This is a genomic window from bacterium SCSIO 12696 (assembly GCA_024397955.1).
Taxonomy (GTDB): domain Bacteria; phylum Pseudomonadota; class Gammaproteobacteria; order Pseudomonadales; family Porticoccaceae; genus SCSIO-12696.
In genome coordinates, this window is record CP073744.1 from 2,492,289 (window position 1) to 2,513,937 (window position 21,649).

A 21,649-nucleotide genomic window follows, 5' to 3' on the forward strand; every position below is an offset into this window, starting at 1 on the left:
TTAGTCAGACTCATCCTCCTTAACCTTCCTCAACCGATCCCGAAACTTCCTTTTCGCCAATTCCTGCATATCCTCAACCGGATCACTCTCATCAACAATCTCACGGCCAAGCAGGGTTTCAATGGCATCTTCCAGTGTCACTACACCTGACGTTTGACCGAATTCATCTTCTGCCAGTGCAAGATGGATTTTGCGTTTAATACACATATCCAGCATTTTGTAGACGGGCAGTTTTTCGGAAACACGGGTGATATTTTTTGCCAGTTCTCTAATGGCTTTGTCGCCGTCGCCACTGCGTTCCGCTTCAAATAGGTCTGTACGAAATACACAGCCGGTCACTTCATCGGTGGTCTTGCCATAGGTGGGGATGCGAGAGAACTGGCGGCTTTTGGGGTTGTCCAGTGCTTCGGTGACGGTCAAAGATTCTTGCAGCATGTGCACAACGCTTCGCGGCGTCAGAATATCTTCCACGTTCACGTCTCTCATGCTCAAGAGGTTGGACAAGTATTGGTTTTCCTGGGTAAACAAGGTGCCGTCTTTATGGCTGATTGAGGCCAATGCAATAATTTCATCTCGGGTGATTTCAGCGCCTTTGTTTTTGCTGAACAGGTGGGTGATGCGCGTCGACAGCCACACCAGTGGATAGACAATTTTTACCAGCCAGGAGATGGTATAGGCAGACGGCACCGACAGTGGCCGCCAGAAGGTTGCCCCCAGAGTTTTGGGGATGATTTCTGAGAAGTACAGAATGGCCAGCGTCAGTAATATGGCAATTAATGTTTCCCATTCCGGACCAAACACTTGCAGTGCTTGAGAGCCAACACCCGCTGCACCCATGGTGTGCGCGAACGTGTTGAGTATCAAAATGCTGGACAGCGATTCATCGATATGGGTTTTTACATGAGCCAGTTGCTTGCCCCGGCGCGGGCTCTTTTCGCGGACTTGTTCAACGTAGCTGGGGGTAACCGATAGCAGCACCGCTTCAAGGATCGAACAGAGAAAAGATACTCCAATAGCGATGGTCAAGTAGATTAATAGCAGTGTCATGGTTGCCTTGAGCCCAGGTAGTTTGCAGTGCCCGATTACAGGGGATAGGCATTATAGGGAATAACGGGAATCAAGTCGCAAGCGGCGGCTGGTGCGCTTGTTTTTACAGGGAAGGGGGGTGATTGCTTGTGGTTTGGCTGGCTTGCCAGAGGATGAGTAATCCCGCCCTGAAACCATTCAGCAGTTTCAGGGCGGGGGAGGGCTTTTACAAGTTCATGTGATAAAACGAGATCTTGTTGCCATCCAGGTCGCGAACATAGCCGCCGTAGAAAAAGTCGGTACGCCAGCCGGGTTTGCCTTCGCAGGTAGCGCCCAGTTCAAGTGCTCTGTTGTACAGGGCGTCAGCACCTTCTTCCGAGCCGCCGGGTATGGCGATCATTTGGCCGTTGCCGCAGCTTTGCTCGCCGCCGTCGGAGGGGGTGCAAACCGCCAGCATGGCGCCGCCTTTGCCGTCGCCGTAGAACTTAATACGATCCAGCCCCATCAGCTGCTTGCCGCCAATTGGCTCCAGCAGTGCGTCGTAAAAGGCGGTGGCTTTGGCCAGGTCTTTGGTGCCAATGGTTGTGTATCCCAGCATGGTGATTCCTCATGTGTTGGTACTTGTTGTTGGTATTAGTTCCAGGGTGGGTCGATAAACAGATCAGCTATAGACAGATGTGGGCGGCGAATTCTCCGCAGCGTTGCAAAAAAAGGTGTGCCCAGGTGCGTGAGTAATGAAGTTCCGGAGCAGTTAAGCGGCAATTTGCAAGGGGTGGAGCCCAACACGAGCTGCCATGGCCACCAAGGCATCAATCGTAAACCCTGCTGTTTTGCCTCGGCAGATGTCACCAACACGTGAACGTTGCACGCCCATTGCGTCAGCGGCCTGTTGTTGGGTCAGGTTGTGTTCTTTCATGTGGTTGACGATGGTGTCGAACAGGGCTGCTTTGAGTTTTAGCTGCTCTGCTTCACCTGGGTCGAAATCAAGATCGTCGAAAACACTGCCTGTGGTTACTGTTTCAGTTGCTTTATTTGTCATATCGCCAGCCTCTGTTTGGCTGCTTTGTAGCGGTCAGTAATGGTTTTTATGTCTGGTTTGGCAGTGGCCTGTGTTGTTTTTTGCCAGCAGTGCAATACGGTTATTCCGTCTTTCAGCTTTGTGACATAGGCGACCCGATAAGTCCCATCGTCTGCCCAAATCCGTATTTCATAAACACCACTGATTCCTTTGCCCAAATTCTTTAACGGCTTCCAGTCCAGAGGGTCGTTTCCTTGTTGAAGGCGATGAAGCTGATAGCCCGCAGCCTGCTTGGCATCGTTTGGGAAACCAAGCAAATCGGATTTGCTGGTTCCCTCCCAATAAATTGGCTTTAGAATCCTTTCCATAAAAGCATTGTATAAAATTTTATACAGAATGCAACAAATGCTTATATCGGGATATTAAAAAACCCCATCCTTACGGGCGGGGCTTTGGGGTGGTTGAGTGATAGAGGGCTTTTACTTATTTGCCCGCCACATCAAACCGGTCCAGCATCATCACCTTGTTCCAGGCGGCCACAAAGTCGCTGAGGAATTTATCTTCCCCGTCGTTGGCGGCGTACACTTCGGCGATGGCGCGCAGTTCGGCGTGGGAGCCAAACAGCAGGTCAACCGGGGTGGCGGTCCACTTCACGTCGCCGGTTTTGCGGTCGCGGCCTTCGTACAAACCTTCACCGGATTTTTTCCAGTGGGTAGACATATCCAGCAGGTTGACGAAGAAGTCATTGCTGAGTGTGCCAGGCTTGCTGGTGAATACGCCGTGCTTGGCGCCACCGGTGTTGGCATCCAGTGCTCGCAGGCCGCCTACCAATGCGGTCATTTCCGGCACCGTGAGGTTCAGCAGGTTCGCTTTGTCAATCAGCATATTGGTGGGCGAGTGGCTGCTGCCGTCACTGTAGTAGTTGCGGAAGCCGTCAGCTTTGGGCTCCAACACGGCAAATGAGGAGACATCCGTTTGCTGCTGGGAAGCGTCGGTGCGGCCTGGGGTAAACGGCACGCTTACCTTGTGGCCCGCGTCTTTCGCTGCCTGTTCAACTGCAGCACTACCAGCCAGCACAATCATATCCGCCAGAGAGATTTTGCGGCTCTTGGATTTGCGGTTGAAGTCACTCTGGATTTTCTCCAGCTTGGCTAGCACGGTTTCTAATTCCGCCGGGTTATTGGCCGCCCAGTCTTTTTGTGGAGCCAGGCGAATGCGTGCGCCGTTGGCGCCACCGCGCAGGTCGGTGCCACGGAAGCTGGCGGCAGAGGCCCAGGCGGTTCTTACCAGCGCCGGTACGCTAACGCCGGATTTCAGTACTTTGGCCTTCAGTTTTTTCACATCGCTGGCGTTCACCAGAGCGTGGTCAACTGCCGGTACCGGGTCTTGCCACAGCAGGGCTTCGCCGGGCACGTCGCTGCCCAGGTAGCGGGCGCGGGGGCCCATGTCGCGGTGGGTGAGTTTGAACCAGGCTTTGGCAAAGGCCAGTTCAAATTCTTCCGGGTTGTCCAAAAAGCGCTTGGAAATCTTGCGGTAGCTTGGGTCCACCTTCAGCGCCAGGTCACTGGTGAGCATGATAGGCGCGTGACGCTTGCCGGGAATGTGGGCATCGGGTACCAGAGTGGATGCCTGGCCGTCTACAGGTACCCATTGGATAGCACCGGCGGGGCTGCGGGTTTTTTCCCACTCAAAGCCAAACAGGTTTTGCAGGAAGTTGTGAGTCCATTTGGTGGGGTTTACCGTCCACGCACCTTCCAGGCCACTGGTGATGGTGTGTTCGGCGTTGCCGCTTTTGTGGCTGCTGGTCCAGCCAAAGCCTTGTTCTTCAATACCGGCAGCGGCGGGTTCGGGGCCGACTTTGCCTTCGGGCTTGGCGGCACCGTGGGCTTTACCAAAGGTATGGCCACCGGCAATCAGGGCCACGGTTTCTTCGTCGTTCATGGCCATGCGGCCAAAGGTTTCGCGAATGTCGTTGGCCGACAGTTGTGGGTCGGGCACACCGTTGGGGCCTTCCGGGTTGACGTAAATCAGGCCCATTTGTACGGCGGCCAGGGGTTTTTCCAGCTTGCGGTCGCCGGTGTAACGTTTTTCAGCGAGGAATTCATTTTCCGGGCCCCAGTACACCAGGTCGGCTTCCCAGTCGTCTTCGCGGCCACCGGCAAAACCGAAGGTTTTAAAGCCCATGGATTCCAGTGCTACGTTGCCGGTGAGTACCATCAGGTCGGCCCAGGACAGATTGCGGCCGTACTTTTTCTTGATGGGCCACAGCAGGCGGCGGGCTTTGTCCAGGTTTGCGTTGTCGGGCCAGCTGTTCAGCGGCTCAAAGCGCTGTTGGCCACCGGCGGCACCACCGCGGCCATCGGCCACACGGTATACACCGGCGCTGTGCCAGGCCATGCGAATAAAGAACGGGCCGTAGTGGCCGTAGTCAGCGGGCCACCAGTCCTGGGATTCGGTCATCAGTTTTTCGATGTCGGACTTCACCTCGTTCAGGTCGAGCTGTTTAAAGGCTTCGGCGTAGTTAAACTGGTCGCCGAACGGATTGGATTCAATACCGTGTTGGCGCAGAGGGCTCAGGTCGACTTGGTTGGGCCACCAGAATTGGTTGGACTTGGGTTTTCCAGAGTGGTGACCGTCTGCCTCAGCCGTGTTGATGGCCGCCAATGGGGTTAGGGCTACCGCCAGGGCGAGGGCCAAGGGTTTCATCTTCATTAACATGGGGACTACCTCCTGTTTATTCATAAATACCGCAATTTGGTGTGGAACAGCGCGTGATGAAAGTATTGGTTTCCGCCATCCATAAATGAAATCGATTTTGTTTATTTTGCAGATAGGTTTGTTTTATCGAGGGGGTTTGCGGTGGTGAAACTGTCAATAATTCCTTACGTAGCAATCCCTGCCGAGTTGCCCAGATGGCTTTGCCCAGCTGGGCTCGGCTACCTACAATGGCCCGTCATTCTTAGAGCAATAAAACGATAGCCTTATGAAAAACTTGAAAATTTTGTCTTTGGCGGCAGCGGTCGCCCTGGTAGGTTGCGACGCATCTCAAACTCAACAGTCGGCACCGGCGACTGCCCAGCCTGCCAGTGAGCAGGCTCAGGCTGAACAAGCATTTGTGTGGCAGACCGAGCAGTTTGCCGACCTGAAAATTCTGCGTTACCAGATTCCCGACTGGGATCGTCTGAGCCTGCAGCAGAAAAAACTCGCCTATTACCTGACCCAGGCGGGTTATGAAGGCCGGGATATTTTCTGGGACCAAAATTACCGCCACAACCTGGCCATTCGCCATGCTCTGGAAGCCATTGTGCGCAATTACAACGGTGATAAATCCGCTGCGGAGTGGCAGGCTTTTATGACCTACACCAAGCGGGTGTGGTTCTCCAATGGCATTCACCACCACTACTCCATGGATAAGTTTATTCCCGAGTTCAGCCGCGATTACTTTGTGCAGCTGCTGCAGGAAAGCGGAGCCTCGCTCAATGATGGGGTGTTAACCGCGATGTTCGACCCGGCGGTAGACGCCAAAAAAGTGAGCCTGGACCCCAGCAAGGATTTGCTGCTGGCTTCAGCCACCAACTTTTATGGCCCGGATATTACCCAGGCAGAAGCGGAGGCATATTACGCCGCCAAAATTGATAAAGCCGACCCCGAGCCGATTTCTTATGGTTTGAATTCGAAACTGGTGCGCAATGCCAACGGTGAGTTGGAAGAAAAAGTTTGGCACCTGAATGGAATGTACGGGGAGGCCATTGCCAAAATTATTCCCTGGTTGGAAAAAGCGGTGACGGTGGCGGAAAACCCCGCTCAGGCAGACGCGTTGAAGTTGCTGATTGAGTACTACCGCACCGGTGACCTGAAAACCTGGGACGCCTACAACATCGCCTGGGCTGGGGCCACCGAGGGGGATATCGATTACATTCACTCGTTTATCGAGGTGTACAACGACCCCATGGGCTACCGCGGGTCGTTCGAAAATATTGTCGAAGTCAACGACTTCGCCGCCTCTGAGCAAATGGCAGTAGTGGCGAACAATGCCCAGTGGTTTGAGGATCAGTCGCCCATCGACGCCGCCCACAAAAAAGAAAACGTAGTGGGTATTTCCTACAAGGTGGTGTCTGTAGCGGGCGAAGCGGGGGATGCGTCGCCCTCTACCCCCATCGGCGTCAACCTGCCCAACGCCAACTGGATTCGCGCCAAGCACGGCTCCAAGTCCGTGAGCTTGGGCAATATTGTTGCCGCTTACGACGAGGGCAAAGGCAAGGGGCTGCTGGAGGAATTCAGTTTTAGCGAGGACGAAGTAAAACGTGCCAAGACCCATGGCCGCCGGGCGGGCAAATTGATGACCAGCCTGCACGAAGTTATTGGTCACGCATCGGGCAAGCTAAACCCCGGTGTGGGTACGCCCAAGGAAACCTTGAAAAACTACGCGTCTGCGCTGGAAGAGGCTCGTGCCGATCTGGTAGCGCTGTATTACATAACCGATCCCAAGCTGGTGGAAATCGGTGTGCTGGACAGTATGGAAGTAGGTAAAGCCGCTTACGAAAATTACATCCGCAATGGCTTGATGTTACAGCTTCGCCGTTTGGAACCCGGTGCCATTATTGAGCAGGCCCATATGCGCAATCGCCACATGGTGTCTTCCTGGGTGCTTGAAAAAGGCGCTGCCGACAAGGTGGTAGAGCGCAAAGTGGTGGATGGCAAAACCTACTTTGTGGTCAACGACTACGACAAGCTGCGCACTTTGTTCGGCCAGTTGCTCAATGAAATTCAGCGCATCAAATCCGAAGGGGATTACGACGCGGGCCGCAACTTGATAGAAACCTACGGCGTACAGGTAGATGAGAGCCTTCACAGCGAGGTGCTGGCGCGTTCCGAAGAGCTGAATATTGCTCCCTATGGCGGTTTTATCAACCCGCGCCTGGTGCCGGTGATACAGGATCATGAGATAGCTGACATCAAAGTGGAATACCCAGACGACTTTACCCAACAGATGTTGGATTACGGCGAGCGTTATTCCAACCTGCCGTTGGTGAATTAACCGCTGAAAAGCTTAAATATGCTGTCATCTCCGCGTAGGCGGAGATCCATGCTGAATGCGAGACTAAAGCTTGAAACACTGATGTGTCTGAATGCCCGCCTGCGCGGGCATGGCGGTGTGGAGATACTGTCGCACAGTAATGCGCGCACGAATTTGGTCACCAAACGCCATAACCTAAAACGGCCACCCTTGCGGGTGGCCGTCGATGGTTTGTTATCCTTAACAGTCGTCCTTGTGGATTCCTTTTCCTATCCGGCAACCTCCCTGGCTGCTAATCCTTAAGTCCTTACGCTTCCTGCGATGGGTCTATAATTCCACAGTGGCCCCGGTGAGACTATTGGCAAAAAACGGATTTTTTTGTAGGAAATATCTTACCGTGCTGGATCTACCCCCGGTTCGCAGTAGCAAGAGGAGTTGGGGTGGGTGTCTGCTTTGGCCCACGCGCTGTAAAAGCGTTTGCCAATCTGATTGGCTTCCGTTTCTTTCATTTGTGCCGCCAGCGCCTGGCGCAAGCCGAGCAGTGCCCAGCCGTTATTGCGGTTGTGCTCCAGGTCTTCGCGGTACACGCTTTCGGCTTCTGCAAAGCGTCCATCGGCCATTAATAGCGCGCCTAACGCGTGGCGTACTGGCAGCATCCAGCCTGGCGGCTCGTCGTACACCAGGGAGTCTTCGACAGCTATGCCTTCTCGCAACAGTTGGTAGGCCTGTTCCCGTTTGCCTTCGCGAAACAGCAGTTCGCCTTCAATCATGGTTTTGGCAATGGGCAACACTTTGCCAACCGGGTTGTTAAAAATGTGCCACTCGCTGGGTATTTTTGCGCTGGCGTCATTGAAAGCAGCCATTTCTTCCCGCGCCAGGCTGGTTTGGCCGAGAGCGGAATAGGCGATGGAGCGGGCGTAGCGGCGCACCGCCCGGCTGACCAGCCGATACTCCGGATAGTCGGGCTCCTCCAGCACCTGCTCCCATTTCCCAAAGCGAATCAGCACATGAAACGTGGTGGGCATAATGCCTTCGATCAAGCCGGCGAATTCCCGCAGTGGCTGCTCAGGCATTTCCGCTTCCAGTGCGCGAGCGGCGGTGATGGCGTCTTGGTAACGGCCAGACATCATCGCCGCGTAAGCCAGAAAGTGCAGATTGTGTGCGTAGTAGATGGCGTACATCTGCGGTTCTGGAGCACGGGAAAAATAGGCTCGGTCTGCTCCCACGGCAGCGGCATTGGAATCCACCGCATCGGCGTAGCGGCCCACCCGAATGTAAATATGGGATGGCATATGCACCAAGTGTCCTGAGCCAGGTACCAGTGATCGCAGGGTGTCAGCTGCAGGTATTGCCCGGTCTGGATTGGTAGAGGCTTCTACCGCATGAATGTAGAAATGGCTGGCGCCGGGGTGATTGGGGTCTTGTGCCAATACGGTTTCCAGGGTTGCGATGACTTCGTTGATGCGGCCTTTGGGGTTGCCCTGTCTGTCCCAGTAATCCCAGGGTTGCAGGTTCATCAGGGATTCCGCGTACAGTGCCGCGACGTCATTGTCACCGGGGAATTGCTGGTTGGCTTTGCCCATGGCGTCGGCATAAGCCTGATCCAGAGGCGTGCGATCCTCCGGAATGGGCAGGGTGTAGCGCACATCCACCGCGGTAATTAAGGCTTTTTCCACCGCCGAGGCGTTGTCGATTAATGCCATGGCTTGATCCGCAGCGGCTCGTGCTGCCAAAGAGCGTTGCTCGGTCATTTCAGGGTCGTTGATGTTAATGCCGTTGGCATAGGCAATGCCCCAGTGGGGCATGGGGTGAGTGGGATCTGATTGGGCTGCCGCTTCAAAGGAGCGGATGGCTTCGTCGTGGTTAAAACCGTAGAGCAGTTGCATGCCCTGGTTAAACCAGCGTTGGCACTGCTCAGATTGGGTGCTGATCACCCGTTGGTAGTTGCCAAACCCCTGGTAGAGTTGTGCTTCATTTGGGTTGGGCGCATCTGCGGTTTTTACGGTGGTGGTGTCGTTACCTCGGGACGAATCCTGACTGCAGGCAGACGGCAAAAACAACAATACCACCGCCAGTAAAGGGCGATAGATCGGTTTCATAGTCTGGTCTTCTGTGTGGAAGGTGGTTATGAGTATAGACAAGCATAGAGCTGCTTGCCGCGGGTCACGGATAAGGCGATCGTCATCCCCGCGCAGGTGGGGATCCATAGCTGTTATGGCGCTGAGGCCTCGGAATATAGTGGCTTCTGGATTCCCGCCTGTGCGGGAATGACGGCAGGGGGATAATGACGGTCGTAATCCGTAGCCGAGTTACTGTTCCCCAGTAAAATCGTAATTCATATGGGGTTGCGGGGCTTGCAGGTAGTGCCCCTGGATGTAGTGAACGCCCATTTTCCACAGGGTGGGCATCATCGCCGGGTTTTCGATAAAGGGCACGATGATGCGTTCTTCTCCGGCGCGCAGTTGGTTGATGGTTTCTTCAATGGCTTCCTGGCCGCCCTCGCCCTCCTGGGCTTTGTCCACCAACATGCGATCCAGTTTCACGTAATCCACCGACAGCCGTTCCAGCATGGTCATCGGGTCGAGAGACAGGCCAAAGTGAGACAGGGAAACCTGGCTGCCCAGTTCGCGCAGCGCCTGGCACACTTCGGTGGCCTGGTTGAGGTAGCGACCAATATCCAGTTCCCGCAGCTGAAAGATCAGCGAGGCGGTGGCGATGCCCGCCTGAGCGATGGCGTCTTTGATCCAGGCGATAAATCCGGGGTCGCAAAAGGTGGCGCGGCTGAGGTTGATAAACAGGCGTGTTTCCGGGATGGCGACCTGTTTTTCCCGCAGTTCGGTCAGCGCCTGGCGAATCACCCAGCGGTCAATATCCGAACCGGCGTCGGTTTTGAATATCTGGGAAATAAAGTCCACCGGGTAGTTTTTGGGGTTGGCTTCCGGGCGGATGTGAATCAGCACTTCATAAAACGGTTCGCCCGCACCGTGCAGGTTGATAATGGGCTGGAACAACAGTTCGTATTGTTCGTTGCCCAACAGACGGCGGCCCATGGTTTCGGTATTGGCACCAATCTCCTCGATGGAGGGTGAAAATTCCAGTTCGTACAGCCGGGCACCGTTGCCCATATTGGCACTGCCTTGTTCGTCGCGCAGTTTGCCAATGGCGTCTGCACAGCGGCCAATGGCGCTTTCCACGGTGGTGACAGTTTCAGAGATGACGGTGATGCCAATGCTCAGAGTGGCCGCGAAGGTTTGTTGGCCAATAGTGATGATTTCCTGGGCCAGCTCGCTGCACAGGCTTTCCCCCAGTCGCAGGCCGTTGTCGGCATCTGTAGCGGGCAGCAGCATGATAAAGCTGTCTTCCTGGAAGCGGCTCAGGGTGTGCTGATCGGGGGTGTGTTTTTCCACTAGCTCGGCCACGGTGTGGAGCAGGTCTTCCGTCAGCTTGATGCCGTTTTCTTCCCGCAGGGTATCGAACTGATCCAGTTTGATCAGCATCAGCAATGAGTCTTTGCTCATTTGCGCTGCCCGGCGTATGGCGCCGTTGATGTGCTCGATCAGCTTGTGCAGGCGAATTTCGGTGTAACCGCCTCCGGTGCTGGGTTCTTGCGCCGGAGCAGGGGCGTTGTGTGCCGCCGGAATCGGCTGGCCACCCACGTTGAAAAAGCTGTGGTTGATGCAAAACTGCAGCGCAGGTTCGTCTTCATACTCGATTTGCGATACCTGCACAGTCAGGTCGATGGGTAAATCATCGCTGCGCATACCTTGAAAATAACGTTCACTGCTCTCCCAGGTTTCATCACTGTACTGGGTTTTTAGCAGGGCTTTGATTTGTTCCTGATCTTTGGGGGCGATGGTGTCGATCACCGGCAGACACAGCATTTCGTCTTTGTCCATGTAGCCGAACAGCTGAGCGTAGCTGTCGTTGCTGTACATGTAAGTGCCTTCCTTGATGATGGCAATCGCGTCCCGGGAGTTGTCCAGCAATTGCTGGCAGCGGGTTTCTGCCTCGGAGTAGCGCCGTTTCCAGTGGCGCAGACGCCGCCGTTGGCCCAGGTTGTACAGTGCTCGGGACACCACCAGCAACAGGTGTTGGTCATCGTCCACGGTAACCACATCCGACGCCCCCAGGCGTAACCCTTCCAGGCGAGCGGTATCCGGCTGTTCGGTGATGGTAACAACGGGAATGTCCCGGTTAAGGCGACGGGTGTTGTGAAAAATCGCCTGCATGCTGATGTTAGTGCACTCGTACTGGGCGAGAATCAAATCCCAGTGGTTGTTTTGCAGCAGTTGTGGCAATTCACCTTCCGATTCCACGTGCTTGGGGGATACCTTGTAGCCCGCGTTGCGCAGCAAACTGGCCATGCGGTCTGCCTCGTCCACATGGTCGTGAATAAACAGGGTTTTCAGGGTGTTGTCTTGTGATTGCATACAGGGGTAACCGTTACTGCATTAAATGGTTGGCTAATAGATATCGGACGTTGTTGTGGGTTTCTTTACAAATCACGATTCCTGGCGCCCAGTGTCTTCCAAAGTAAATCGACTGACGTGGCTGGTGGCATCGATGGGCACCGACAATGTGGCGACTGCGCCGCGTTTGCCCCCCAGTAAATGCACCCGATCTCCCTGCTTGAAAGGCATAACTGGCAGCAGCACCTGGGGTGGCTGGATGGCCCCTTGAGTGGCGCTTAATAGCAATGCGGGCAGGTAGGGCCCGGCGGCCTTATTTTCCCGAAGAATGCGCGCAGCCCTGGGGTGCGGCTTCATGGCCAGCAATTCAATGCCCAGTTGCATTTGCAAGCCGGGGGTAATGCGCTTCCAGCGCACCAGGCCCAATTGCCAGGGCTGATCTTCCTCATAGCGGCAGCACACCACTTCTCCGGGCATGACTTTGGGGTGCTCGCCTTTGGCAAAGCCAAGGCAGGCGCCCTGAGGGCTGCGATTAACCAGAGTGGCGTACAGGTGGTTGCGTTGTTCTTCCGCTTCGTTCGACTGTGCGGCACCAGACAGGCTCATGGCACTGGCGCTGGGTAAGGCGGTGTTTTTCTGGCGGGCCACATCCGGTGCGTTACGCCAAACATCATTTTGATGGCTGGCTACCCGCTTGCCCCGTGATTCGCCTTGGGGCTGCAGCTGAAATTTTTCCGGGGTGGCTTCTTCCTGCGAGCTCAAGCTGCGCAGAAACTGCTCAAAGTTCGCCTCTGCGAGGGCGGTATGGCTGTAGGAAAGGCCGTACACCAATTCAACCGATTGGGCGTCGTCGCTGTTCCTTTCCGATTGTCTGGCGCTTTCGATGCTCCACGCCTGGCTGAGGTTGGTCACCAGGCGACGGGCAAAATTATCGATCAGCGCCGCATCCGGGTTGTTGTAGAGCTTGCCTTCCAGGTAGTTGACCAACCGATCCAGATTCAGCGCGCGCAACCCGGTGCTGGAGGCATCGTCCAATTGGGAGCGGTAAAAGGGTGGCAGGTCATCGTCGGTATCTACCACAAACACGCTGTTGCCTTCGATATCATCCTGAAACTGCACGGTATCCACCCAGCTGGGCAGGCCGTTGAAAATTCGTTTCAGGTCGCTGGCGGGAAATTGGCCGGGGTTGCTGCTGGCAACCAACAGCAGGCGCATGTAATCGCAACGAACCGTAAAGCTGCCTTCGCCGTGGTGTTCACGTTGCTTTTTGGGGATGCTGCAGTGTTCGGCAATGCGGTAAAGCAGGTGCACATCGGCCCAAAATTGAGGGGGTGTGTCCAGATAAAATTGCAGTGCACGCAGGTACATGATGCCCGCCACTTCTATGGCATGGGCTATGGCTTGTATCAGCTGAGGCTCTGGCAGGTTGTCGTAATTTTCCTGGCCAATACCGGATACCACGGTACGAAAGCCGGCGGCCAAGTGCTTCAGCAGTGCTTGGGAGAGGGCAATATTCTTGGCGGTTTTTGGTGTCAGGCGAGTGCGGCTTAACTGATCGGCACACTCAATCACCAGCGGGTAGGTCAAATTCAGCAGCGCCAGTTTTTGCAGTGCCGGCACATTGAGGGCGGGTAATTCTTTGACTAAACCGTAGAGTGTGCTGCTGATGCGCGCCGGGTCGTCGCCGTCCAGGCGCTCGATAAACAGCGCCATAATGTCTGGGTTATGGTCGCACAGGGAGAGGTGATCAAGGGATTGCGCCGGGCCGGAGAGGCGCCGACACAGGGCGATCAACTGTTCATCGTGTTGGGGCGTATCCAAGCGCGCTCCTTGTTGCGACAAGCCTTTTTATGGCCAGTATAGCGGTTCCCCGCCGCCAAAGGCACTATTCGCCGGGCAATGAAATAAATGCCCTGTGTATTTGATTGTGTGGCACTGCAAAATCTGGTGATGCTGCGCGGTGCTTCTTTATTATTCGGGCCCGCGCCGTTTTTGCTGGCGGCGGCACATTGCTGTGCTGGTTGTTTATCACAAGTGCCCTTAACTATAACAACGGTTGCAGTGGTGTTTTTGAGGTAAAGCCCGCATCTTCGCGTACCAATTTAGGTACCAGATAGCCGGGTAGGCGGCTGAGCAATGCGGCGGCCAGCTGTTGGGCATTGGCTTCTGGTACGTCAAAGTGGGCGGCGCCTTGCACTTTATCCAGTACATGAAGGTAGTAGGGCAGCACACCGGCTTGGAATAAGCGTTCGCTGAGTGCTGCCAAGGTGTCGCTGTTGTCGTTGATGCCGCGCAGCAGCACGGTTTGGTTCAGCAAGGTCACGCCAGCTTCCCTCAGCTTGGTCATAGCGCTGGCGACGGCGTCGTCTATTTCGTTGCTGTGGTTGCTGTGAATCACCATCACCGGTTGCAGGCGGCTGTTGGTCAGCCAATCCAGGCACTCTTCGGTGATTCGTTGAGGAATAACCACCGGCAAGCGGGTGTGCACCCGGATTCGTTTTACGTGGGCGATGGCCGCCACTTGTTCGGTGAGCCAGGCCAGTTGCCGGTCTGATGCAGCCAATGGGTCGCCGCCGCTGTAGATCACTTCCTCTATGGATGTATCACCGGCGATGTAATCCAGCGCCTGTTGCCATTGCGCCCGGCTGGGTTTGTTGTCGCTGTAGGGGAAATGACGACGAAAGCAGTAGCGGCAATTAATCGCACAGGCCGGGCTGATAATCAGCAACACTCGACCACGGTATTTGTGAATCAGCCCTGATGCCGGGTTAGTTTCGCTTTCACCCACCGGGTCGCGGTTGTAACCGGGGGCGGCAATCAACTCGTTGCCAAGCGGTAAAACCTGTTTGAGCAAGGGGTCGTTGAGATCGCCTTTGGCAATGCGCTGCAGGTAGGGTTGGGGCACACGCAGGGGGAAGTCACGGCAGGCGGCGAGAGCGGCTTCCATTTGGTGAGGTGGCAGTTCCAATAGCCGGAACAGTTGTTCCGGGTCGGTGATGCAATTGGACAGCTCCTGTTGCCAGGGGGTGGGCTCCAATACAAGCTGAGTTCGAGGTATCATAGGCGGCTTTCAAATAACCAGTACAGTAAGTAACCAGTACATAGAGGCAACAATGGCAAACTATTCTACCAACGAATTCCGCAGCGGTCTGAAAGTTATGTTAGACGGCGACCCCTGTTCCATCGTGGAAAACGAATTCGTTAAGCCTGGTAAGGGCCAGGCGTTTAATCGGGTGAAACTGCGCAACCTGAAAACCGGCCGGGTGTGGGAACGCACCTTTAAATCCGGTGAACAGCTGGAAGGTGCCGATGTGATGGATACCGACATGCAGTACCTCTATAACGACGGTGAGATGTGGCACTTTATGGAGCCCAACACCTTCGAACAGTACCAGGCGGATGAAAAAGCTGTGGGCGATGCGGCTCAGTGGCTGAAAGAGCAGGATACCTGCATTGTTACCTTGTACAACGGCGCGCCCCTGTCTGTAACACCCCCTAACCACGTTGAGCTGGAAATTGTTGAAACCGATCCAGGCCTGCGTGGTGATACTGCCCAAGGCGGCAACAAACCCGCGACTCTCAGCACCGGCGCAGTGGTAAAAGTACCGCTGTTTTTGAACATCGGTGAGGTGGTGAAGGTGGATACTCGGACTGGAGAGTATCAGGGCAGGGCCAAGGCAGATTAATACTTTTGGCTTCGGGCTTCGGGCTTCGGGCTTCGGGCTTCGGGCTTCGGGCTGCTCGTAGCCTGTGGCCAGTAGCTTTTTCCTACCTATGAACTGGCAACCGTCTGCATCCATCGACACCCTGCGTACTCGCGCCCATCTGCTGGCAAAAATTCGAGATTTTTTTAACGCCCGCAGCGCCTATGAGGTGGATGTGCCGGTGCTGGGTGCCCGTGCAGTGACTGATCTTCATATTGACAGCGTCGAAGCCCGTTGCAACGGCGGCAGCTATTTTCTGCAATCGTCCCCAGAGTATTTTATGAAGCGCCTGCTGGCGGCGGGCAGTGGTGATATTTATTGTCTGGGCAAAGCCTTTCGCGATGGTGAAGCCGGCGGCCGCCACAATCCAGAATTTACTCTGTTGGAATGGTACCGGCTGGGTTGGGATGACCATCGTTTGATGGATGAGGTGGCGGAGCTTGTCGGTGCGCTGTACCCAGAGCCTTTAGCGATACAAAAAGCGTCTTATGGTGAGCTGTTTTACGAGCACATTGGTATCGACCCTCACCGTGGTGAATTGTCCCAGCTGCAAACTGTTGCAGCGCAAGTTGCGGGTTGTGACGCATTTAATGAGCCTCGTGCTACTTGCCTGGATTTAATATTCAGTTTGCTGGTTGAGCCCAACCTGCCTGACGGCTTGGTACTGGTATACGATTACCCCGAGTGCCAGGCGGCGTTGGCGCGTATTGCGGAAGATGAAAATGGCCGCCGGGTAGCCCGCCGCTTCGAAGCGTTTTTACACCGTATGGAGCTGGCTAATGGCTATTGGGAATTGGTCGATGCTCAAGAGCAAACACAACGATTTGAATGGGATTGCGAGCAGCGGCAAACGGCCGGTAAAAAAGTGGTTCAGGCCGATACCAAACTGTTGGCGGCCCTACAAAGCGGCTTGCCTGAGTGTGCCGGTGTGGCGTTGGGGGTGGATCGTTTGCTAATGGCTGTTTTGAGTAAAAACAATATTGGTGAGGTGTTGCCGTTTTCCTTTGATCGCCTTTGAGGCTATTGGCTATCCAGATAGTGATGAATCAAGGTCACACACTGGGAAGCAAACAACATGGTATTGCCCAAGCTGATTTTCTCCGCTCCCAAACGCTTCAGGCTGTTAAAGCTTTTTTTCGGCATGGGAATATGGTCGGTGAGTAAAAAGCACGGGTTGTCGCCAAAAGTTGTGTCACCGATGTCTTCTCCTTTTTTATCCATGACATAGAGCTGATGATTTTCCGAAAGCTGTTGCACCAGTTTTTCAAAACTCAGAGTGCGTACGGTAATTCCCGGCTCAACCGTTTTTTGCTGTTCTTTGCCCATACCCTGTGACGCATCCAGTGCAGCCACAACTTTGGCTAGCAACGCTTGCTCGTGAAAGCCACCGATATTTTCCAGTTTATCTGCCACAAAACTGATAGTGCGGGAGAAATCCTGGGTGCTTTCCAATACCAGATGAACCCTGACATCTTTGCGGTGAGATTGCGCCACAAAAATGCCGTTCATCAAAGTGTGCGCCAGAATTTCACTGTGAGCATCGCCGCCGACACCGGCCAACAATTTTTGGCTGTTGGTGGGTGCGGCGCGGGCACGGACAACAAAGGTGCGCATGCTTGGTTACTCCCCTTTTGCGAACTGTTTGAGTTGCGCCAATTCGCTGTGGTATGACTGCAATTGCTTTTGCGCACGCTTATAAGTGCCTTTGAGATGACCTTTTAGATGTTGGAACAGGTGGCGGTTATCGATGCCTTTCAAATGGCAGAAGATGGCCAGGGCTACCAGCGATTCCCGCTCAGACAATACCGCATTGCGATTGGCCGCCGGGTCGTAACAGCTGCCGCAACCGGTGCGAAATTGGTATGCGGAGTTGGTGATTAACAAGCCAAAGCCCATAAAAATAGCCACTACTTCCGTCGCCTGTGACAAGTAATCATTGCCTCCTGGGGGTGTTTGCCCGGATTGGTACACCAGGTGTTGTGCCACCAAATGACTAAAACTGGCTGCCATGGCCTGAGGCTGTTTGGTTTGCTGGGGCTGATAGCTGATGATTAACTGGGGGCTGTGTGGGTCACTGGCAGCCTGAATATCACCGCGCTGATGAGTATCCAGCGATAGCCGCGGCACCGGTGCAGGAATAAAATTTTCCGGGCTGACCAAAATAAACGGCCAGTGGTTGAGCCCGGCGTACTGAGTCACCCGGCTAAAAATGGCCTGGGCCATACCATGGACGCTGTTGACCCGATCCGGGAAAAAATCATTGCTGGGCAGCACCAGCGGACACTCCTGAAAGGCCTGTCGGTCGTACTCACTGATGGCCCAGTGAAAGCAATCCAACAGCCAGCTAACACTGTCGTCGTCGATAACTGGTTTGGGTTTGAGCAGTGACAACATCAGCGCACCGTTGCCGCCAGTCGTTCCAGTACGGGCAGGGTATTTGCCAATGACAGGCAGCCGTCAGTAATACTCTGCCCATACGTTAAGGGTTCACCGGTCACTTGTTTTTGGTTGCCGCCCACCAGATGGCTCTCCAGCATTAACCCGCGAATGGCGGTTTCTCCGGCTTCCCTTTGCTGGGCGATATCTTCTGCCACCAGTGGCTGGTTTTCCGGATTTTTAAGGCTGTTGCCATGGCTGCAATCAATAATCAGGTTGCTGGTAATGCCGCCTTTTTCCAATACGGCTTTGGCGGTGTTTACGGATTCGGCGTTGTAATTCGGCCCGCTAACATTGCCGCCGCGCAGAATCAGATAACAGTGCGGGTTGCCGCTGGTTTCCAGAATGGCGGGGGAGCCCTCTTTGGTGAGTGACGGAAACCAGTGTGAGTGGCTGGCAGAACGGATGGCGTCTACCGCTACTTGCATGTCGCCGTCGGTGCGGTTTTTAAATCCTACTGGCATGGACAAGCCAGAGGCCAGTTCCCGGTGTATCTGGCTCTCCACCGTACGCGCGCCGATGGCGGCAAAGCTCACCAGGTCGGCGTAGTATTGGCCAATCGTCGTATCCAGAAATTCCGAAGCAGCGGGCAAGCCCAACTCCGCCACATCCAGCAGCAGCTGGCGGGCGATTTTCAAGCCTTTGTTGATTTGGAAGCTGCCGTCCAGGTCCGGGTCATTAATCAGCCCTTTCCAGCCCACCACGGTACGGGGCTTTTCAAAATACACCCGCAACACAATAAATAACTTGTCGCTGTACTTTTCAGAGGCTTCCTTGAGCTGGCGGGCGTAGTCCATGGCCGCTGCCGGGTCGTGAATGGAGCAGGGGCCAACCATCACCAGCAGACGTTTATCTTTACCGCTCAGAATATTTTCGATGGTAGTGCGCGATTGGGCAATCAACTGGGCGCTACTGGCGGGCACCGGCAGTTCACTACTGAGAATGGCCGGCGCCAACAGCGGCTGGCTGTGACGAATACGCAGGTCGTCCGTACGGCTGGACATAAGAGTTTCCTTCAACAAAGACAACGGCGACGGATTGTACCATCGCCGGCTGAGGGTTGGTGGCAGTGCTTTGTTTCGCTTTGTTATAGCTGATAAAGTGGCCGAATTAATGGGTACTTAGACAACAATAATTAGAGGGTTTTGCGATGGCGGCGGTTGCAGGGCAACACGAAAACTGGTCATCCCGTTTTGGTTTCTTGATGGCGTCGGTGGGCTTCGCCGTTGGCCTGGGTAATATCTGGCGCTTTCCTTATATGACCGGTGAAAATGGCGGCGCCGCTTTTGTACTGGTGTATTTGGTTTGCGCTTTTGCCATTGGCGTACCGATCTTGATGGCGGAAGTGATGATCGGTCGACGTGGCAAGCTGTCGCCGCCGGCTTCAATGGCGGCGGTTGCCGAGCAGGAAGGCACCAGCAAGGTGTGGGGTGCCGCCGGTGGTATGAACCTGCTTACCGCTCTGACCATCCAGGTGTTTTATTGTGTGATTGCCGGCTGGGTGCTGAGTTATTTCTGGAAAGCCCTGAATACCGGTTTTGTGGGCATAGATGCCTCTGTTGCCGAATCGACCTTTAATGCCACGGTGCAGGACGTGCCGGGTATGTTGTTGTGGACGGCCATTGCCCTTGGGGTCACCGGGTTTATTATTTACCGGGGTGTACAGGATGGTATTGAGAAAGCCGTCAAGGTGATGATGCCCACCCTGTTCCTGCTGTTGGTGGTGCTGGTGATTTACCACATGTTTGCCGGTGGTTTTCCCGAAGCGGTGGATTACCTGTTTAGCGCGGACTTCAGCAAGATTACCGGAGCGGTGTGGCTGGCGGCCATCGGTCAGGCGTTTTTCTCCGTAGGCGTGGGCATGGCCGGGATGATGACCTTTGGCGCTTATCTGCCCAAATCCATTTCTATCAGTAAGTCGGTCTTTATTATTGTTTTGGCCGATACCTTTGTTGCGCTGCTCGCCGGCTTTGCGATCTTCCCCGCCGTATTCGCCAATGGGCTTGATCCTCAGAGTGGCCCTGGTCTGATATTTAAAACTCTACCGGTGGCGTTCTCCCAAATGCCCGGCGGCTACGGGGTGAGCATTGTCTTTTTTATGTTGTTGTCGGTGGCTGCTATTACCTCCATGGTGGGTTTGTTGGAGCCGTTGATTTCCTGGGCGGAAGAGCGCAAAAATACCAGCCGCCAGAAAAGCGCGGTGATTATTACCCTGATTACTGCCGCTATTAGTGTGCTGTCTATTTTGGCGTTTAGTGGCAAAATGACTTGGACGCTTTCAGATATTTTTGCTATCAAACCAGAGGATCCAGGCTCGTTCTTATATCTTACATTTGGCGATCTGATGGATGCGTTCTCCAGCCGTTTGTTGTTGCCATTAGGTGGATTGTTTATCGCTATCTTTGCCGGTTGGTTTATTAGCCGCAAGTCCAGTTTCGAAGAACTGGATATTCATAATCCTTTGGTCTATCAGGCCTGGCGTTTCTTTATCCGTTTTGTGGCGCCAGTGGCGGTGCTGATTATTTTGTTTAGAGGCATCACGGAATAAAGGTAGCGCTTAATTCCTCCGATTGAGTGCCGCCTGTAGTGACAACTGGCATCTGTTAGCAGATGCCAGTTTTTATTGGATGGCCTGACACATCAAATCATCAATTACGAACCAAGGTGTGCCTCCGTGATCGGCAGTTTTATAGTAAAAGTGGTGCCTTTGCCAATGGCGCTGTTCACCTCAATAGAACCATGATGTTTGCCCACAATAATTGAGTGGGCAATGGCCAAGCCTTGGCCTGTTCCTTTGCCCACACCCTTGGTGGTAAAAAAGGGCTCAAAGATTTTGTGTTGAATGTCACTGGGAATGCCCGGCCCAGTGTCTGCTATACGGATCAATACCTTGTCGCTCTCGCTACGAGTGGTGGTGATGGTGATGCGATCTTCACAATTTTCCATGCCTTCACTTTTCCCGGAAATCGCCTGCATAGCGTTAAGGATGATATTGATCCAAACCTGATTCAACTCTGCTGGAAAGCCCAATACTTTAGGGAGTTTGCTATCCAGGTCTGTCTCAATATCAATGCTGTCTTTGCACTCATTGCGCACGACTATCAGCGTATTTTCTATGGCGCAATTAATATCTACGGGCTGCTGGTTATTGTTGCCTGGGTGGGAAAAGCCTTTCATGGCAGAAACTATCTCAGCAATGGCTTTCATGCCGCCGCACGATTGCTGCAGAGAATCGGGTATCTCTTCGGCCAAAAATTCCATGTCGGCCTCTTCCAGCAGTTGGTTGAATTTTGAAGCCAGAGCTTCGGGCGCGCTTTGTAGCAGTGCTTGAAACTGTTGCAACAGTTCCATTAGTTCACTGAAAGAACGTTCCAGGAACTCCAGGTTGTTGTGCACAAATTGCACAGGCGTATTGATTTCATGGGCGATGCCAGCTGCCAGCTGACCGATAGCCTCCAGTTTTTGCGCCTGCAACAGTTGTTGCTGCAATTGTGCTTTTTCTTCAATGTCGCGGAATACCACCACTGCGCCAATTTGCTCTCCACGGCTGGACATAACTGGAGCGCCACTGACCTCAAGAAGGATCGAGTGGGTTGCTCCTCCAGGCTTTTGGATACACATAGTGATGTTATGGGTTGTTTCACCACCTATGGCGCGAGCCAGTGGCAGTTCTTCCGGTGGGAATGGTGTTGTGCGGTCGGTTTTGAATATGCCGTATGTATCGCTCCAGCTGTCTGGGCCACCGGAAGAAGCGCCAACTCCAAGGATCCTTTCTGCAGCCTTGTTGAAGTGTGTGAAATGACCATCCATATCACAGACTACAAATCCGTCGTTAAGGCTCTCAATAATGGCTAACAGAGTGTCTTTGTCTCCTGGCATTCCAGGATGTTGATATGACATTGCAGTGCCTTTGATTATTTAGTGGAGGCTATTCGAGAAAGAATAACCATGAAAAACTAAAGGTTATTGATTAGGTTGCCGATGTAGAGACAGTTGTAAAAAAAATAATACAAATAGAGTCTGCTCTTAACTAAGACCA

At 54.1% G+C, this 21,649-nt stretch carries 17 protein-coding genes; 4 read left to right on the top strand and 13 right to left on the bottom strand.

Annotated elements, in window-relative coordinates; genetic code table 11:
- The 5 genes from KFE80_11500 to katG form a co-directional block, all read right to left on the bottom strand.
- Positions 1 to 1,047, bottom strand: a complete 1,047-nt coding sequence (locus tag KFE80_11500; protein ID UTW44995.1) for an HlyC/CorC family transporter — start codon at positions 1,045 to 1,047, stop codon at positions 1 to 3.
- 205 nt (positions 1,048 to 1,252) lie between these two features.
- The gene (locus KFE80_11505; GenBank protein ID UTW44996.1) at positions 1,253 to 1,624 is read right to left on the bottom strand and encodes a VOC family protein; all 372 of its coding nucleotides are present in this window, start codon (positions 1,622 to 1,624) and stop codon (positions 1,253 to 1,255) included.
- Positions 1,625 to 1,777: 153 nt separating this feature from the next.
- A complete protein-coding gene (locus tag KFE80_11510; GenBank protein ID UTW44997.1) occupies positions 1,778 to 2,065 on the bottom strand; it encodes an XRE family transcriptional regulator in 288 nt (95 codons plus the stop codon).
- On the bottom strand, positions 2,062 to 2,412 hold the full coding sequence (locus KFE80_11515; GenBank protein ID UTW44998.1) for a type II toxin-antitoxin system RelE/ParE family toxin: 351 nt from the start codon (positions 2,410 to 2,412) through the stop codon (positions 2,062 to 2,064). The genes KFE80_11510 and KFE80_11515 overlap by 4 nt, the downstream gene beginning before the upstream one ends.
- A 115-nt stretch (positions 2,413 to 2,527) precedes the next feature.
- The gene (gene katG, locus KFE80_11520) at positions 2,528 to 4,762 is read right to left on the bottom strand and encodes a catalase/peroxidase HPI (protein UTW44999.1); all 2,235 of its coding nucleotides are present in this window, start codon (positions 4,760 to 4,762) and stop codon (positions 2,528 to 2,530) included.
- A gap of 265 nt (positions 4,763 to 5,027) precedes the next feature.
- Here katG and KFE80_11525 point away from each other — a divergent pair, with 265 nt between their 5' ends.
- Positions 5,028 to 7,082: a dihydrofolate reductase gene (locus KFE80_11525; protein UTW45000.1), complete on the top strand. Its 2,055-nt coding sequence runs from the start codon at positions 5,028 to 5,030 to the stop codon at positions 7,080 to 7,082.
- Positions 7,083 to 7,453: 371 nt separating this feature from the next.
- On the opposite strand, the gene KFE80_11530 is transcribed toward KFE80_11525, so the two are convergent.
- The 4 genes from KFE80_11530 to epmB form a co-directional block, all read right to left on the bottom strand.
- Complete coding sequence (locus KFE80_11530; GenBank protein UTW45001.1) at positions 7,454 to 9,160, bottom strand: hypothetical protein; 1,707 nt, start codon at positions 9,158 to 9,160, stop codon at positions 7,454 to 7,456.
- 210 nt (positions 9,161 to 9,370) lie between these two features.
- A complete protein-coding gene (locus tag KFE80_11535) occupies positions 9,371 to 11,491 on the bottom strand; it encodes an EAL domain-containing protein (GenBank protein ID UTW45002.1) in 2,121 nt (706 codons plus the stop codon).
- Between the two features lie 72 nt (positions 11,492 to 11,563).
- On the bottom strand, positions 11,564 to 13,291 hold the full coding sequence (locus KFE80_11540; protein ID UTW45003.1) for a hypothetical protein: 1,728 nt from the start codon (positions 13,289 to 13,291) through the stop codon (positions 11,564 to 11,566).
- Between the two features lie 223 nt (positions 13,292 to 13,514).
- Positions 13,515 to 14,531 carry an EF-P beta-lysylation protein EpmB gene (gene epmB, locus KFE80_11545; protein UTW45004.1) on the bottom strand — a complete coding sequence of 339 codons (1,017 nt, stop codon included), beginning with the start codon at positions 14,529 to 14,531 and terminating at the stop codon, positions 13,515 to 13,517.
- A gap of 52 nt (positions 14,532 to 14,583) precedes the next feature.
- Here epmB and efp point away from each other — a divergent pair, with 52 nt between their 5' ends.
- Together efp and genX are read left to right on the top strand one after the other, a co-directional pair.
- Positions 14,584 to 15,156 carry an elongation factor P gene (gene efp / locus KFE80_11550; GenBank protein ID UTW45005.1) on the top strand — a complete coding sequence of 191 codons (573 nt, stop codon included), beginning with the start codon at positions 14,584 to 14,586 and terminating at the stop codon, positions 15,154 to 15,156.
- Positions 15,157 to 15,244: 88 nt separating this feature from the next.
- On the top strand, positions 15,245 to 16,192 hold the full coding sequence (genX, locus tag KFE80_11555; protein ID UTW45006.1) for an EF-P lysine aminoacylase GenX: 948 nt from the start codon (positions 15,245 to 15,247) through the stop codon (positions 16,190 to 16,192).
- Positions 16,193 to 16,194: 2 nt separating this feature from the next.
- On the opposite strand, the gene trmY is transcribed toward genX, so the two are convergent.
- The 3 genes from trmY to KFE80_11570 are packed head-to-tail and all read right to left on the bottom strand — an operon-like array spanning position 16,195 to position 18,614.
- Positions 16,195 to 16,788, bottom strand: a complete 594-nt coding sequence (gene trmY, locus KFE80_11560; protein ID UTW45007.1) for a tRNA (pseudouridine(54)-N(1))-methyltransferase TrmY — start codon at positions 16,786 to 16,788, stop codon at positions 16,195 to 16,197.
- Between the two features lie 6 nt (positions 16,789 to 16,794).
- Positions 16,795 to 17,568, bottom strand: coding sequence for a hypothetical protein (locus tag KFE80_11565; protein ID UTW45008.1), 774 nt, complete (start codon positions 17,566 to 17,568; stop codon positions 16,795 to 16,797).
- A complete protein-coding gene (locus tag KFE80_11570) occupies positions 17,568 to 18,614 on the bottom strand; it encodes a 3-deoxy-7-phosphoheptulonate synthase (protein ID UTW45009.1) in 1,047 nt (348 codons plus the stop codon). The genes KFE80_11565 and KFE80_11570 overlap by 1 nt, the downstream gene beginning before the upstream one ends.
- A 146-nt stretch (positions 18,615 to 18,760) precedes the next feature.
- Between KFE80_11570 and KFE80_11575 the strand changes: the two genes are divergently transcribed.
- Positions 18,761 to 20,158, top strand: a complete 1,398-nt coding sequence (locus KFE80_11575; GenBank protein ID UTW45010.1) for a sodium-dependent transporter — start codon at positions 18,761 to 18,763, stop codon at positions 20,156 to 20,158.
- Positions 20,159 to 20,262: 104 nt separating this feature from the next.
- Here KFE80_11575 and KFE80_11580 read toward each other — a convergent pair whose 3' ends face one another.
- The gene (locus tag KFE80_11580; GenBank protein UTW45011.1) at positions 20,263 to 21,510 is read right to left on the bottom strand and encodes a PAS domain S-box protein; all 1,248 of its coding nucleotides are present in this window, start codon (positions 21,508 to 21,510) and stop codon (positions 20,263 to 20,265) included.
- Between the last annotated feature and the right edge of the window lie 139 nt (positions 21,511 to 21,649).